Source organism: Spirillospora sp. NPDC049652 (genome assembly GCF_040675125.1).
GTDB lineage: Bacteria > Actinomycetota > Actinomycetes > Streptosporangiales > Streptosporangiaceae > Spirillospora.
Genome location: NZ_JBFAOF010000098.1, coordinates 1 through 13,926, shown reverse-complemented (window position 1 = coordinate 13,926; position 13,926 = coordinate 1). Strand labels below are relative to the sequence as shown.

General features: G+C 70.7%; 14 protein-coding genes and 1 tRNA gene. 13 read left to right on the top strand and 2 right to left on the bottom strand.

What is annotated here, in order from left to right; all coding sequences use genetic code 11:
• The 5 genes from AB0J52_RS09795 to AB0J52_RS09775 all read left to right on the top strand — a co-directional run.
• Positions 1-306, top strand: a 306-nt coding sequence (locus AB0J52_RS09795) for an FAS1-like dehydratase domain-containing protein (RefSeq protein ID WP_500181174.1), incomplete at its 5' end; no start/stop codon positions are given.
• Positions 306-731, top strand: coding sequence for a MaoC/PaaZ C-terminal domain-containing protein (locus tag AB0J52_RS09790; RefSeq protein WP_500181173.1), 426 nt, complete (start codon positions 306-308; stop codon positions 729-731). The genes AB0J52_RS09795 and AB0J52_RS09790, both read left to right, overlap by 1 nt.
• A 91-nt stretch (positions 732-822) precedes the next feature.
• Positions 823-1,893: a UDP-N-acetylmuramate dehydrogenase gene (locus AB0J52_RS09785; protein ID WP_500181172.1), complete on the top strand. Its 1,071-nt coding sequence runs from the start codon at positions 823-825 to the stop codon at positions 1,891-1,893.
• 137 nt (positions 1,894-2,030) lie between these two features.
• Positions 2,031-2,651 (top strand): TetR/AcrR family transcriptional regulator, encoded by a 621-nt coding sequence (locus AB0J52_RS09780; RefSeq protein ID WP_500181170.1) that lies wholly within the window; start codon positions 2,031-2,033, stop codon positions 2,649-2,651.
• A gap of 101 nt (positions 2,652-2,752) precedes the next feature.
• A complete protein-coding gene (locus tag AB0J52_RS09775) occupies positions 2,753-4,210 on the top strand; it encodes an MFS transporter (protein ID WP_500181169.1) in 1,458 nt (485 codons plus the stop codon).
• Between the two features lie 540 nt (positions 4,211-4,750).
• Here AB0J52_RS09775 and AB0J52_RS09770 read toward each other — a convergent pair.
• Positions 4,751-5,821 (bottom strand): adenosine deaminase, encoded by a 1,071-nt coding sequence (locus AB0J52_RS09770; RefSeq protein ID WP_500181168.1) that lies wholly within the window; start codon positions 5,819-5,821, stop codon positions 4,751-4,753.
• A 297-nt stretch (positions 5,822-6,118) separates the two neighbouring features.
• Positions 6,119-7,330, bottom strand: a complete 1,212-nt coding sequence (locus AB0J52_RS09765; RefSeq protein ID WP_500181167.1) for a pyridoxal phosphate-dependent aminotransferase — start codon at positions 7,328-7,330, stop codon at positions 6,119-6,121.
• 242 nt (positions 7,331-7,572) lie between these two features.
• Here AB0J52_RS09765 and AB0J52_RS09760 point away from each other — a divergent pair.
• From AB0J52_RS09760 to rplJ, 8 genes are all read left to right on the top strand, one after another.
• A tRNA-Trp gene (locus AB0J52_RS09760) sits at positions 7,573-7,645 on the top strand.
• Between the two features lie 102 nt (positions 7,646-7,747).
• On the top strand, positions 7,748-7,996 hold the full coding sequence (gene secE / locus AB0J52_RS09755) for a preprotein translocase subunit SecE (RefSeq protein WP_117360053.1): 249 nt from the start codon (positions 7,748-7,750) through the stop codon (positions 7,994-7,996).
• A 175-nt stretch (positions 7,997-8,171) separates the two neighbouring features.
• On the top strand, positions 8,172-9,050 hold the full coding sequence (gene nusG / locus AB0J52_RS09750; RefSeq protein WP_500181166.1) for a transcription termination/antitermination protein NusG: 879 nt from the start codon (positions 8,172-8,174) through the stop codon (positions 9,048-9,050).
• Between the two features lie 347 nt (positions 9,051-9,397).
• Entirely contained in the window at positions 9,398-9,826 is a 429-nt protein-coding gene (gene rplK, locus AB0J52_RS09745; protein WP_500181165.1) for a 50S ribosomal protein L11, read from the top strand.
• A gap of 163 nt (positions 9,827-9,989) precedes the next feature.
• Positions 9,990-10,712 carry a 50S ribosomal protein L1 gene (rplA, locus tag AB0J52_RS09740; RefSeq protein ID WP_500181164.1) on the top strand — a complete coding sequence of 241 codons (723 nt, stop codon included), beginning with the start codon at positions 9,990-9,992 and terminating at the stop codon, positions 10,710-10,712.
• A 249-nt stretch (positions 10,713-10,961) separates the two neighbouring features.
• On the top strand, positions 10,962-11,825 hold the full coding sequence (locus tag AB0J52_RS09735) for an SCO4651 family lipoprotein (protein ID WP_500181163.1): 864 nt from the start codon (positions 10,962-10,964) through the stop codon (positions 11,823-11,825).
• A gap of 338 nt (positions 11,826-12,163) precedes the next feature.
• Positions 12,164-13,054, top strand: a complete 891-nt coding sequence (locus tag AB0J52_RS09730) for an SCO4651 family lipoprotein (protein ID WP_500181162.1) — start codon at positions 12,164-12,166, stop codon at positions 13,052-13,054.
• 375 nt (positions 13,055-13,429) lie between these two features.
• Positions 13,430-13,926 (top strand): 50S ribosomal protein L10 (gene rplJ / locus AB0J52_RS09725; RefSeq protein WP_500181161.1); only part of this gene is annotated, 497 nt, incomplete at its 3' end.

Below are 13,926 nucleotides of genomic sequence, written 5' to 3'. Positions count from 1 at the left end.
GCCCGCGCGGCCGGCCACCCCGACGTCATCGCGCCGCCCACCTTCCCGATCGTGGTCTCCCTCGGCGGCGGCGCGCTCGGCGACCCCGAGCTCGGCATCAACTTCGCGATGGTCGTCCACGGCGAGCAGCGGTTCGAGTACGTCCGCCCGGTGCGCGCGGGGGACGTCGTCACCTGCACCTCGACGATCACCGAGATCAAGTCGATCGGCAACAACGAGAAGGTCGACATCGTCACCGAGGTCAGGACGGCCGAGGGCGAGCTGGTCTGCAAGTCGTTCAACACGATCGTGGAGCGGGGGGCCTGATGACCGCCAAGGTGAAGTTCGACGAGGTCGGCGTCGGCGACGAGCTGCCGCCGCAGACCTACCACGTCGACCGGGCGAACCTCGTCATGTACGCGGGCGCCTCCGGCGACTTCAACCCGATCCACTGGCGGGAGAGCTTCGCCAAGCAGGTCGGCCTGCCGGACGTCATCGCCCACGGCATGTACACGATGGCCCAGGCCGGCCGCTACGTGACCGACTGGGCGGGCGACCCCGGCGCGGTCGTCGACCTCGGCGTGCGCTTCTCCGCGCCCGTCGTGGTGCCCGACGAGGGCGGCGCCGACCTGGAGATCAGCGGGAAGATCGAGGAGAAGCGCGACGACGACACGGTCGTCGTGGCGCTGACGGCCAGGTCGGCGGGGCAGAAGGTGCTGACCCGCGCCAAGGCCGTCGTCCGGCTCGCCTGAGTCCGGTCGAGGCCCGCGAGTACGGTACACATGAGCCGGGGACGGCCGACCGTCCCCGGCTCATGCGCGCGCAGGGGAGGGGAGACACCACGTGGCGGTGTTCGCTGAAGAGGTGAACCTGGCCGGATACACGACGCTGCGCCTCGGCGGCCCGGCCCGGCGGTTCGTCGAGGCCACCACCGAGGCCGAGGTCGTCGACGCCGTCCGGGAGGCCGACGCCGAGGGCGAGCCCGTCCTGGTGCTCGGCGGCGGCAGCAACCTCGTGGTGTCGGACGAGGGTTTCCCCGGGACGGTCGTCCACGTGGGAACCCGTGGCGCCGAGCAGCTGCCGGACGGCCACGACCGTGTCCTCGTGCGCGTGCAGGCGGGCGAGGAGTGGGAGCCGTTCGTGGCGCGTTGCGTCGCCGACGGGCTCGCCGGTGTCGAATGCCTGTCGGGCATCCCGGGCCGTGTGGGCGCGACCCCGATCCAGAACGTCGGAGCCTACGGGCAGGACGTCTCCGAGACCGTCGTCGAGGTGCGCGCATACGACCGCCGGTCGGAGACGATCGTCACCCTCTCCCGCGAGGACTGTCGCTTCACCTATCGCAACAGCCTCTTCAAGCAGACGCCGGACCGGTACGTGGTCCTTGGGGTCACCTACGCCCTGCGCGAGTCCGACGACTCCCAGCCGATCGCGTATGCCGAGCTCGCACGCCGTTTGGGCACGGAGCCGGGCGGGCGCGTGCCGCTGAAGGAGGCGCGCGAGGCCGTCCTGGAACTGCGGCGCGGCAAAGGCATGGTCCTCGACCCGGCCGACCCTGACACGCGCAGCGCCGGCTCGTTCTTCACCAATCCGATCCTGGACGCCGAGTCCCTCGCGGAGCTCGAACACCGCGTCGCCGAGCGTCTTGGGCCGGACGTGGCCTTCCCGCGCTTCCCGGAGAGCGGCGGCCGCACCAAGACGTCCGCCGCCTGGCTCATCGACCGCGCGGGTTTCGCCAAGGGGCACACTCGCGGGCGCGCGCGTATCTCCAGCAAGCACACCCTCGCTCTGACCAACCCTGAGGGCGGAAGCACTGAGGACCTGCTCGCGCTCGCGCGCGAGGTCCGCGACGGGGTGCGGGCCGCCTTCGGTGTCGAGCTGGTCAACGAGCCCGTGTTCGTCGGTGTGACCCTCTGACCTGGGCCGAGGTGGCGGTTGCGGCGGATTCGCGAGACCGCTCGATGATCACCTGACCAACTCGGTAGGAGAGTGTGGCCTCGGCCGGGTTGACGTGGTTAGTGATCGACCAATAACTTACGAGTATGAGTCCACGGATGAGTGCCGAGCAGCGCCGCGAGCAGACGATCCGGGCCGCCATGGCCGAGTTCGCCCGCAGCGGCTTCGAGGGCACCTCCACTGCGGCGATCGCCGAGCGGGTCGGGGTGTCGCAGCCCTACCTGTTCCGGCTGTTCCCGTCCAAGCGCGCGCTCTTCCTCGCCGCCGCCGAACGCTGCTTCGACGACATGGAGCTGGCGATGCGCGAGGCGGCCGGCGGCCTGTACGGCGGCGAGGCGCTCACCGCCATGGGGCACCGCTACCGCGAGATCCTGGCCGGCGACCCGACCCTGCTCCGCTTCCAGCTGCAGATCTACGCCGCCGCCGTCGACGATCCCGAGCTGCGCGCCCTCGGCAACGCCAAGTGGGCCAAGCTGTGGCGAACGATCGGCGAGATCTCCGGCGAGACGCCCGAAGAGGTCATGCGGTTCGTCTCCGTCGGCATGCTGCTGAACGTGCTGACCGCCTTCAACATCCCGTTCGACGCGGGCGAGCGACTGCCCCACGTCCTGGTGGAGTGGTCGCACCATCCCAATGCGGTCTCGGGCGGAAGCCTCGCCGCCGACCACTCTCCGTCCGTCCCGGCCGACGGCCGCGCGACGACCGCCGGGAAGGGGTAGCCCGCCTCTCGTCGCGACGTCGCCTCCGTCCGCGCGCGTCCACCGACGCGCCTTCTTCTGCCCATTGAAGTTAGTGACTGATAACTAATCAAGGAAGCGTCATGAAGCCTCACGCTCTACGCACCTTCGTGGTGACCGGCATCGCGCTGTTCATGGTCACCCTCGACAACCTCATCGTCACGAACGCCCTGCCCGCCATCCGCGAAGACCTCGGCACCGGCCTTGAGGGCCTGGAGTGGACGGTCAACGCCTACACGCTCACCTTCGCCGTCCTGCTGCTGCCCGCCGCCGCCATCGCCGACCGGCACGGCCGGCGCCGCCTGTTCATGCTCGGCCTCGCCCTGTTCACCCTCGCCTCGGCGGCCGCCGCGATGGCGCCGGGCATCGGCGTCCTCATCGCCGCCCGCGCGGTCCAGGGCGTCGGCGGCGCGATCGTCGCCCCGCTCACCCTCACGCTGCTCGCCCACGCCGTCCCGCCGGCCCGCCGAGCCGCCGCCCTCGCCGCCTGGAGCGTGATGAGCGGCCTCGGCGTCGCCCTGGGGCCGATCGTCGGCGGCGCCGTCACCGAGTACGCCACCTGGGAGTGGATCTTCTGGATCAACGTCCCCGCCGGCGTGCTCGTGCTGGCCCTCGCGCCGCGCTTCCTCACCGAGAGCCGCGGCCCGGCCCAGCGCCTCGACCCGCTCGGCGCCGTCCTGGTCACCCTCGGGCTGCTCGGCGTCGTCCTCGGCCTGGTCCGCGGCAACGAGCACGGTTGGACGAGCCCGCAGGTCCTCGGCTCCGCGCTCGCGGGCATCGCCCTGCTCGTCGCGTTCGTCGTCCACCAGGCCCGCACGCCGCACCCGATGCTCCCGCTGACCCTGTTCCGCTCCCGCGGCTTCACCCTCGTCAACCTGGTCAGCCTCGCGATGTGCTTCGGGATGTTCGGCGTGACGTTCCTGCTGATCCAGTTCCTCCAGATGATCGGGCACCTGTCCCCGCTGGAGGCGGGCGTCCGCACCCTCCCGTGGACGGCCATGCCGCTCCTGGTGGCCCCGCTCACCGCCCCGCTGGCGTCCCGCCTGGGCACTCGTCCGGTGATCACCCTGTCCCTGGTCTTCCAGGCCGCCGGCCTGGCCTGGCTGGCGGTCCGCCTGGCGCCCGCCTTCGACTACGCCGAGCTCGTCCCCGGCTTCGTCCTCGTCGGCATCGGCATGGGCCTGTTCTTCCCGCCCGTCACCCGTCTGGTCCTGTCCTTCGCCCCGCCCACCCAGACCGGCGTGGCGTCCGGCATCAGCAACATCAGCCGCCAGCTCGGCACCCTCCTCGGCGTCGCCGCCCTCGGGGCCGTCTTCACCGCCACCGGCGACATGACGACTCCACAGCACTTCGCCACCGGCGTCACCACCGTCCTCTGGACGGCCACCGCCGTCCTGACCGCCGCGGCCCTGGCCACCCTCGCCATCCCGAGCACGACGGGCGTCTCAACCCCGGCCCCCACGAGCACTCCACCGACCACCCACCCCGCGCCCACCCCCGAGCGCCCCACCACAAGCTCCGCGCCCGCCCCCACCAACTGACTCCCGCCAGCACGAGCCCCAGCCCTGCACAAAGCCACCCATCACCAGCGCGCCGGACGCAGCCCCACCAGCGCCCGGCGCGCAACCCGTCCCAACGACGTCCATCCCCGCCCTGACCGCACCGAGCACTCAAGAGCCCGCCACCCCGACCCCCCACCCACCCTCAAGCCAGTCCCTGCACCCCGAAGCCGCTGGGACGTCCCAGAGCCGAGACCCAAGGCTCTGGGCGGACGACCTGGACCAGGGAGGGAGACGCTGCGCAGGGGGACCGGGCGGATGTCCAGGAGTCAGATTTGCGTGCTGTGCAGGACGCCGGGCGGGCGTCCGGGACTCAGATCCGCGCGCTGCCGAGGACGCCAGGCGGACGTCCTGAAACCGGAGGTGTGAGCTGTACGGGGCGTCGGCGGAGGATCCGAAGCCGAGGTGCGCACTGCGCGCGCCACGGCGGGGGCCGCAAGCGGAGGTGTGTGCCGGGCACCGCGTGAGGTGTCGGCGGAGGCCCTGGGACGGGAGGTGTGGGCTGCGCGGGGCGCGGGTGGGTTATTCGGGGGGAGTGGCCAGCCAGTTGTCGACTTGGGTGAGGAGGCGGGTGCGGAGCTGGGTGGGGGCCGCGGACGCCTGGATGGAGTGGCGGGCCAGGTCGGCGAGTTCGGCGTCGGTGAAGTCGTGGACCTCGCGGGCCAGTTCGTACTGGCGGGCCAGGCGGGAGCCGAAGAGGAGGGGATCGTCCGCGCCCAGGGCCAGGTGGGCGCCCGCCTCGTAGAGGGTGCGGAGGGGGACGTCCGACGGGGTGGACGCGACGCCGAGGCTGACGTTGGAGGCGGGGCAGACTTCGAGCGCGACGCCGCGGTCGACGATGCGGGAGAGGAGGCGGGAATCCTCGACGGCGCGGACGCCGTGGCCGATGCGGTCGGCTTCGAGGGTCTCCAGGCACTCGCGGATGCTCGCCGCGCCGAGGAGTTCACCGCCGTGCGGGACGGACAGCAGGCCCGCGCGCTTCGCGATGCGGAAGGCGCCCTCGAAGTCGTAGGCACGGCCGCGGCGCTCGTCGTTGGAGAGGCCGAAGCCGACGACGCCCTGGTCCACGTAGCGGGTCGCGAGGCGGGCGAGGGTCTTGGCGTCCAGGGGGTGGCGGGTGCGGTTCGCCGCGATGATCACTCCGACGCCGACACCGGTGGCGCGCTCGGCCTCGCGGGCGGCCGACAGCACCAGTTCGACCGTTGGCGTCAGGCCGCCGAAGCGGGCCGCGTAGCCGCTCGGGTCGACCTGGATCTCCAGCCAGCCGGACCCTTCGGCGGCCTCGTCCTCGGCGGTCTCGCGGAGCAGGCGGCGCAGGTCGTCGGGGGACTGCAGGACCGACCGGGCGATGTCGTAGAGGCGCTGGAAGCGGAACCAGCCGCGTTCGTCGGTGGCGCGGAGCCGGGGCGGCCAGTCCTCCACGAGGGCGTCCGGGAGGTGCACGCCGTACTTGCCGGCGAGGTCCACCAGGGTGGAGTGCCGCATCGAGCCGGTGAAGTGCAGGTGCAGGTGCGCCTTGGGGAGTGTCGCCACCGGGCGGGGACGACGGGTCTCGACCAGTGGGGACGCGGCGGACGTGGTAGGGGCCTCCATGTGCCAATGTTGCCGGATCCGAGCCGATGTGGAACCCGCGGCTCACCAGGACCATCAGTCCGGACTACCCGCCATGACCCGTTGCGGCCATGCGTCACATGATCCTTTAGCCGGGCGGGACGACTCTCCAGAGGCTCCGGAATCCCCGAGGAGCCGAGGTGAACGGCTATTCGGGACAAGTGCGGAGCAGTCGGAATCCGGGCCTCCCGCACCGTCCTGATGTGTGGAAAATCACCCCGCGAAGAACGGGAAAACCCCGGCCGCCTCGGAGAGGGGCCGGGGCTTCGCGAGCCGGGGTCAGTGGGCTTCGCTGAGGAGCTTCGCGACCCGGGAGACGCCCTCGACGAGGTCGTCGTCGCCGAGCGCGTAGGACAGGCGGAAGTAGCCGGGAGTGCCGAACGCCTCGCCCGGGACGAGCGCGACCTCGGCCTCCTCCAGGATCAGGGCGGCCAGCTCGACGGAGGACGCCGGGCGCCTGCCGCGGAGCTCCTTTCCGATCAGCTCCTTGACCGAGGGGTAGGCGTAGAACGCGCCCTCCGGCTCGGGGCAGACGACGCCGGGGATGTCGTTGAGCATCCGGACCATCGTCTGGCGGCGGCGGTCGAACGCCTTGCGCATCTCCGCGACGGCCGACAGGTCGCCCGTCACGGCGGCGAGCGCGGCGGCCTGGGAGACGTTCGCGACGTTGGAGGTGGCGTGCGACTGGAGGTTCCCGGCGGCCTTCACCACGTCCTTCGGGCCGACCAGCCAGCCGACCCGCCAGCCGGTCATCGCGTAGGTCTTGGCGACGCCGTTGAGCACCAGCGTCCGGTCGGCGAGCTCGGGCACGACGACCGGCATCGAGTGGAACTCGGCGTCGCCGTACACCAGGTGCTCGTAGATCTCGTCGGTGACGACCCAGAGGCCGTGCTCGGCGGCCCAGCGCCCGATGGCCTCGATCTCGTCCCGCGAGTAGACCGCGCCGGTCGGGTTGGACGGCGAGACGAACAGCAGCACCTTGGTCCGGTCGGTGCGGGCGGCCTCGAGCTGCTCCACCGAGACCCGGTAACCGGTCGTCTCGTCCGCCACCACGTCCACGGGGACACCGCCGGCGAGCTTGATCGACTCGGGGTAGGTGGTCCAGTACGGGGTCGGGACGATGACCTCGTCGCCCGGGTCGAGCAGCGTCGCGAACGCCTCGTAGACGGCCTGCTTGCCGCCGTTGGTCACGAGCACCTGAGCGGCGTCCACCCGCAGGCCGGAGTCGCGCAGCGTCTTCTCGGCGATCGCCTCGCGCAGCTCCGGAAGGCCCCCGGCCGGGGTGTACTTGTGGAACCGCGGGACGCGGCACGCGGTCACGGCCGCCTCGACGATGTAGTCGGGCGTGGGGAAGTCGGGCTCGCCGGCGCCGAACCCGATGACCGGGCGGCCCGCCGCCTTCAGCGCCTTGGCCTTGGCGTCGACGGCCAGCGTGGCGGACTCGGAGATGGCGGCGATGCGCCGGGAGATGCGGGGACGCTCAGTGCTCATGTCCGTAACGTTACCGACGCGGGGCCATGACTTCAGCGAGATATCGACGGCCGTTCCGGCAGCTCGCGAAGACATGCCGGGGAACGTTTTGGCTTTCCGGTTCGACGGGAGGGCGTCCGGGGCCGTAGACTCCCGTGCCTAGTGACGCGTCACCGGGATACGGCCATGTCCGCACAAGCCGTAAGCTGGGACCGGCACGAACCGGTCTGCGAAGATCGGGTGTCTCCTCCGGGAGGCGTTGAAGGGCAGTGGCTCAATTGGTAGAGCTCCGGTCTCCAAAACCGGCGGTTGGGGGTTCGAGTCCCTCCTGCCCTGCGAGGTGCGGTGCGCGCTTCCCCGCGCGGCCACGGGCTGCCGGGGTCCGCGCGAACAACCACGACGTGGTTGAACACGACCTATGAGGTGAACGGCGGCACAATGGCGACTGAGACGCGCGGCGAGGCCGCGGCCAAGGACGAGGGCAAGTCGAGCTCCGCGCCGAAGCGGACGACTCCCGCCCTTTTCGTGCGCCAGGTGATCGCCGAGCTGCGCAAGGTCATCTGGCCGACGCGCCGTGAGCTGATCACCTACACCACGGTCTCCCTGGTCTTCGTGCTGGTCATGGTCGCGCTCGTCGCGGGCATCGACTGGGGTCTGCAGAAGGGCGTGTTCTGGCTCTTCGGCTGATCCGCGCCGACCGCGGGGCGTCCGTCCACCGGACGCCCCCTTCGCCGGAGCCGTGACGCTCCGGCGCCGTCCGTGCGGTCCGCGTCAGCAGCACAGAGTCGACCAGCCCCCCGCGTCCGGTCCACCGCCGGAAAACTCCAGCCAAGCCAGTCGAGAGAAGTAAGGAATCAGCGCCGTGTCCGAGTCCTCACAGCCCAACGACGAGGCCATCGAAGAGGCCCAGTCCGCTGCGGCTGCCGCGGCCGAGCCGACGGACGGGGCGGCCGGTCCGGCCGACGCGTCCGCTGACGGCGTCGCGGACGTCCCGGCCGACGAGGCCGGCGAGGACGCCGCCGCGGAGGGCGACGTCGCCGAGACGGGCGCCGACGAGAGCGGTGCCGATGAGGCGCCCGCCGCCGACGCCGAGGCGACCGGGGACGAGGACGGCGAGGACGCCGGCGAGGCTCCCGCCGGACCGCCCGCCGACCCCTACGCCGACTTCAAGATGCAGCTCCGGCTCCAGCCGGGCGACTGGTACGTCGTGCACTCCTACGCGGGGTACGAGAACCGGGTCAAGACCAACATCGAGACCCGCACCCAGACGCTCAACATGGAGGACTACATCTTCCAGATCGAGGTCCCCCAGCACGAGGTGACCGAGATCAAGAGCGGCAAGCGGCAGAAGGTCAACGAGAAGGTCCTGCCGGGCTACATCCTGGTCCGGATGGAGCTGACCGACGAGTCCTGGGCCGCGGTCCGCAACACCCCGGGCGTCACCGGCTTCGTCGGCCTGTCGAACAAGCCGTCCCCGCTGAGCCTGGACGAGGTCGCCAAGCTGCTGGCCCCGGAGCCGGAGGAGACCCCGGAGACCAAGGCCAAGGAGACCGCGAAGATCGCCAGCACGGTGGACTTCTCGGTCGGCGAGTCGGTCACCGTCATGGACGGCCCGTTCGCCACCCTCCCGGCCACGGTCAACGAGATCAACATCGAGCAGCAGAAGCTCAAGGTGCTGGTCTCGATCTTCGGCCGCGAGACCCCGGTGGAGCTCTCCTTCAACCAGGTCTCCAAGATCTGACGAGGCTTCCCGCGAACGCTCCCGCCGCCTGCCGGCGCGGGGGCGTTCCGCTTTCCGGCCTGGTGGAAACGCGTCGTCGGCACGCATCCGGACGGGGTTCCGGTGTCCCGTTGGACGAGCCGCTCGGCCGGATCGCCTAGACTCGTTCAGCGTGTCACTCGTCCCCGCTCTCGCGGGGACGGTCCCGTCCGGTCGCACGGCGGCAGGCCCTGCCCGCCGGCTCCCCGCACGCGGGGACGGAGGGACCACACTTTTCCGGCTTCTACACGGCGGGCTAGTCCCGGCCGCCGTGTTGCCCGTTTCCCACGGGAGTCGAGGCCACCGCGAAACGGGACAGAGGAGGGCACATGCCTCCCAAGAAGAAGATCGCCGCGATCGTCAAGGTCCAGCTGCAGGCCGGCGCCGCGACCCCCGCGCCGCCCGTCGGTACCGCGCTCGGTCCGCACGGCGTCAACATCATGGACTTCTGCAAGCAGTACAACGCTGCCACGGAGGCCCAGCGCGGCAACGTGATCCCGGTCGAGATCACGATCTACGAGGACCGCTCGTTCACCTTCGTCACCAAGACCCCGCCGGCCGCCCAGCTGATCCTGAAGGCCGCGGGCGTCGAGAAGGGCTCGGGCGAGCCGCACAAGACCAAGGTCGGCAAGGTGACCCGCGACCAGATCCGCGAGATCGCCAGCACCAAGATGCCCGACCTGAACGCCAAGGACATGGACGCCGCCGAGAAGATCGTCGCCGGCACCGCCCGTTCCATGGGCATCGAGGTCGAGTAGCACCCCGGCGCCCGCTCCGGCGGGCGCCGCCGTCCGCCGAACGGCGGGCGCCCAGGCCGCCCGCTTCCGGGCGGGCGGCCGTCCGTCCGCGCCACGCGGACGTCACGGAAGACAGTGGGAGGGCCGCTGCGCGGCCCGCACCACGCATCCCTGAGGAGGGAACATGAAGCGCAGCAAGGCGTACCGCGCCGCTCTCGAGAAGATCGAGAAGGACCGCCTCTACACCCCGCTCGCCGCGGTGAAGCTGGCCAAGGAGACCTCGGTCACCAAGTTCGACGCGACCGTCGAGGTCGCCCTGCGCCTGGGCGTCGACCCGCGCAAGGCCGACCAGATGGTCCGCGGCACCGTCAACCTGCCGCACGGCACCGGTAAGACCGCCCGCGTGCTGGTCTTCGCCGGCGGCGCGAAGGCGGACGAGGCCCGCGAGGCCGGCGCCGACATCGTCGGCTCGGACGACCTGATCGAGCGGATCCAGGGCGGCTTCCTGGACTTCGACGCCGTCGTCGCGACCCCGGACCAGATGGGCAAGGTCGGCCGCCTCGGCCGCGTGCTCGGCCCGCGCGGCCTGATGCCGAACCCGAAGACCGGCACCGTGACGATGGACGTGGCCAAGGCCGTCACCGACATCAAGGGCGGCAAGATCGAGTTCCGTGTCGACCGGCACGCGAACCTGCACTTCATCATCGGCAAGTCCTCGTTCTCCGAGCGCCAGCTGGTGGAGAACTACGCCGCCGCGATCGACGAGATCATGCGTCTCAAGCCGTCCGCCGCCAAGGGCCGGTACGTGAAGAAGGCCGCGCTGACCACCTCCATGGGCCCGGCCATCCAGGTCGACCCGAACGTGGTCCGCAACCTCACCGCCGAGCTCGAGGACTCCGCCGCCTGACGGAGCCCGTCGAGCGGCTCGGCGAGCCGAGCACCCTGAAAAGGACGTCCCCGGACACGGGGGCGTCCTTTTCGCATCGGGGGCGGTGTCACCTGCTCCTCCGGGACCGGATCGGGGTCGCATGGTCCCGCGGGGTACGCCCATGGTCGTAGCGCGGAGGCTTGTGTTCGTACCACCGGGGGATGCACAGCGGTGCGCACCCGCGCAGACTGAAGGTCATCAGCAGTGAGACCTAGGAGGCACCTTTCCATGAAGCGCCGAATCGCCGTTGCCGCGGGCGTGACCTCCGCCGGTGCCGTCCTTCTCCTGTCGGGATGTGGCGGGACGGACACCAAGAGCGGCAGCACGGGTGACATCAAACTCACCGCGGCCGACGCCGTGATCAAGGCGTCGGAGAAGACGGGGAAGGCCGACACGTTCAAGGCCGACCTCACCATCGCCGACTCCGCCAAGGGCGGGTCGGTGCACGCGACCGGGCAGTTCCGGCTGCGCCCCACGCTCCAGTTCAACGCCACGCTCGACAACGTCTCCACGGGCGGGCAGGGCCTGTCCGGGCTGAGCGGGCAGGCGATCTTCGACGGGAACACCCTGTACGCGAAGGTCCCCCAGCAGTTCAGCCAGTTCGTCGGCGGCGGCAAGCCGTGGCTGAAGATCAGCGTGGCGCAGGCCCAGCAGCAGTCCGGCATGGACCTGCGGAACGTCATCGACCGCATCCAGCAGGTCGACCCGGCCGAGCAGACGAAGATGTTCACCGCGTCCAAGGACGTGCGCAAGGTCGGCACCGAGTCGGTGGACGGCACCCGGACGACGCACTACCAGGGCACCGTCACGGTCAAGGAGGCCCTGCAGCAGCTGAACGCCCAGCAGCGGGCCGACGCGCAGAAGTGGCTGGACCGGGCCGGGAAGTCCGACCAGAAGATGAACTTCGACCTGTGGGTCGACTCGTCCAACCTGCCGCGCAAGATGGTCACCAAGGGCGCCGCGGCCGGTGGCGACTCCGGCACGGTGACGGTCCTGTACCGCGACTACGGCAAGTCCTTCAAGGTCAGCCCGCCGCCGTCGGACCAGGTCGGCGACTTCTCGCTCCAGGGCCTGTTCGGCAAGCACAACTGACCGAGCGCGACCGGCCGGGAAGGACCGGCCGAACCGGAGCTGGCCGAAGAGGACCTGCCGGGGCGGCGCGGTCGAGTGGGCGGGCGCATGCGCCTGACCGAGACGGCCGGGACGTAGTCAACACGGCCCAGTGCGCCCGGTCGAGCACGACCGGGCGCGGGCCGCACGCGGTTCCCGGTGAACGGGCGCGACCGGAGACGCGGTCGCGCCCGTTCGCTTGCGCCGGGTCCGTGCTGGACGGGGTGGATGACCCGCTTCGTTCCGCTCCTGTCGGAGATCTCCCGTAGAGTGCCCGAGCCTCGCAGGCATGTGGAGATCACTGAAAAGGGAGCTTGGTCATGAAGCGTCGTCTCGTCGCCGGAACCGCCGTGTCAGCGGGGATGGTCCTCTCACTGACCGGATGCCTCGGCGGCTCCGGGGACGACAAGACCGCCGCCGCGTCGGGTGGCGGCAAGAGTGTCGTGCTGGCCGCCGCGGACGTGGTGCGCAAGTCGTCCGAGAAGACCTCGCAGGTGAAGAGCGTGAAGGCCGACCTCCAGACGGAGGTCACGGTGCCCGGTGCGCCCGGCGCGGTCACGATGCACATGCGCATGGAGTCGAACCTGCGTCCCCAGCTGGCGTTCCGGATGACCATCGACCAGATGGCCATGGGCGGCAAGAGCCTCGCGGGCAACGGCGGCGGCATGGAGATGGTCATGGTCGACCGCGTCCTCTACATGAAGTCTCCGGCGTTCGCGCGGCTCAGCCAGGGCAAGCCGTGGGTGAAGGTGACGGCGTCCGAGCTGGGCGCCGCGTCCGGGCAGAACTTCGACCAGCTGCTCGACCAGCAGAAGCAGGCCGACCCGAGCGACCAGGTCAAGAAGCTCACGGCCTCCAAGGACGTCCACGAGGTGGGCAAGGAGACCGTGAACGGCGTCGAGACCACGCACTACGCGGGCACGGTGTCCGTCCAGGAGATGACCGCCAAGCTGCCCGCCGAGCAGCGCGACCGCCAGCTGAAGAACTTCCAGAAGCTCGGCGTCCAGACCCTCGTCTTCGACCTGTGGGTGGACGGCAAGCAGCTTCCGGCGAAGGTCGTCGTCAAGACGCCCGCGGACGCGACCACCAAGATGAACACCTCGGTCACCTACTCTGACTGGAACGCGCCGGTGACGGTCAGCGCGCCGCCCGCCTCCGAGGTCGGCAAGATGCCGAAGCTGCCGCAGCCCGGCGCCACCCCCGGAGCCTGATCCCGGGTTCTCCGCCGCGCCCCGCCTCCGGTCCACGGGCTCCGCGCGGGCGCGCGGAGCCCGTCGCACCCGCGACGCCCCGGGCGGCCGGTCCGGACGATCTCGGGTCACCTGCCCGATTTGGCGTCGGCGGACTTCGGCGCGTAGTCTGTGCACTGCCGAAGACCGCCGGTCGCCGTTCCTGTGTCCGCACAGCGAACGGCCGAAGGACTCGGCCTCCGATCCGTCGGGGGACGAGCGGCCCGCGTAGGTGAGACGAGAGCTTCCCGCATGGCTGTTCCGTGGTCGTGCCTGACGCCCCGTGCGCCTACGCCGGGGCGTTTTTGCTTTCTTCGCCCCGGCGGCTTCCCACCCAAGGTAATCGGAAGGAGGCCCATGGCTAAGGCCGAAAAGGCCACGGCGATCGCCGAGCTCAAGAACGACTTCGAGAGCTCGAACGGCGCCGTGCTGACCGAGTACCGCGGGCTCACGGTCGCCCAGCTCAAGGAGCTGCGCACCAACCTCGGCGAGAACGCGAAGTTCGCCGTGGTGAAGAACACGCTGACCAAGATCGCCGCCGGCGACGCGGGTCTGGACGACGACTTCAGGAACCTTCTTGAGGGCCCGTCCGCCATCGCGTTCGTCAAGGGCGACGTGGTCGAGGCCGCCAAGGGCCTGCGTGACTTCGCCAAGGCCAACCCGCTGCTGGTGATCAAGGGCGGCTTCATCGACGGCAAGTCGATGGACGCCTCCGACATCACCAAGCTCGCGGACCTCGAGTCCCGCGAGGTTCTCCTCGCCAAGCTCGCCGGCGCGATGCAGGCGTCCATGGCCAACGCCGCGGCCCTGTTCAACGCGCTGCCGACCCAGACGGCCCAGCTCGCGGAGGCGCT

Excerpts from the sequence above, each read along its gene's own strand:
- AB0J52_RS09775 (WP_500181169.1), top strand. The coding sequence starts at position 2,753 with ATGAAGCCTCACGCTCTACGCACCTTCGTGGTGACCGGCATCGCGCTG.
- AB0J52_RS09770 (WP_500181168.1), bottom strand. The coding sequence starts at position 5,821 with ATGGAGGCCCCTACCACGTCCGCCGCGTCCCCACTGGTCGAGACCCGT.
- AB0J52_RS09780 (WP_500181170.1), top strand. The coding sequence starts at position 2,031 with ATGAGTGCCGAGCAGCGCCGCGAGCAGACGATCCGGGCCGCCATGGCC.
- AB0J52_RS09765 (WP_500181167.1), bottom strand. The coding sequence starts at position 7,330 with ATGAGCACTGAGCGTCCCCGCATCTCCCGGCGCATCGCCGCCATCTCC.
- secE (WP_117360053.1), top strand. The coding sequence starts at position 7,748 with ATGGCGACTGAGACGCGCGGCGAGGCCGCGGCCAAGGACGAGGGCAAG.
- AB0J52_RS09790 (WP_500181173.1), top strand. The coding sequence starts at position 306 with ATGACCGCCAAGGTGAAGTTCGACGAGGTCGGCGTCGGCGACGAGCTG.
- rplK (WP_500181165.1), top strand. The coding sequence starts at position 9,398 with ATGCCTCCCAAGAAGAAGATCGCCGCGATCGTCAAGGTCCAGCTGCAG.
- AB0J52_RS09735 (WP_500181163.1), top strand. The coding sequence starts at position 10,962 with ATGAAGCGCCGAATCGCCGTTGCCGCGGGCGTGACCTCCGCCGGTGCC.
- rplA (WP_500181164.1), top strand. The coding sequence starts at position 9,990 with ATGAAGCGCAGCAAGGCGTACCGCGCCGCTCTCGAGAAGATCGAGAAG.
- AB0J52_RS09730 (WP_500181162.1), top strand. The coding sequence starts at position 12,164 with ATGAAGCGTCGTCTCGTCGCCGGAACCGCCGTGTCAGCGGGGATGGTC.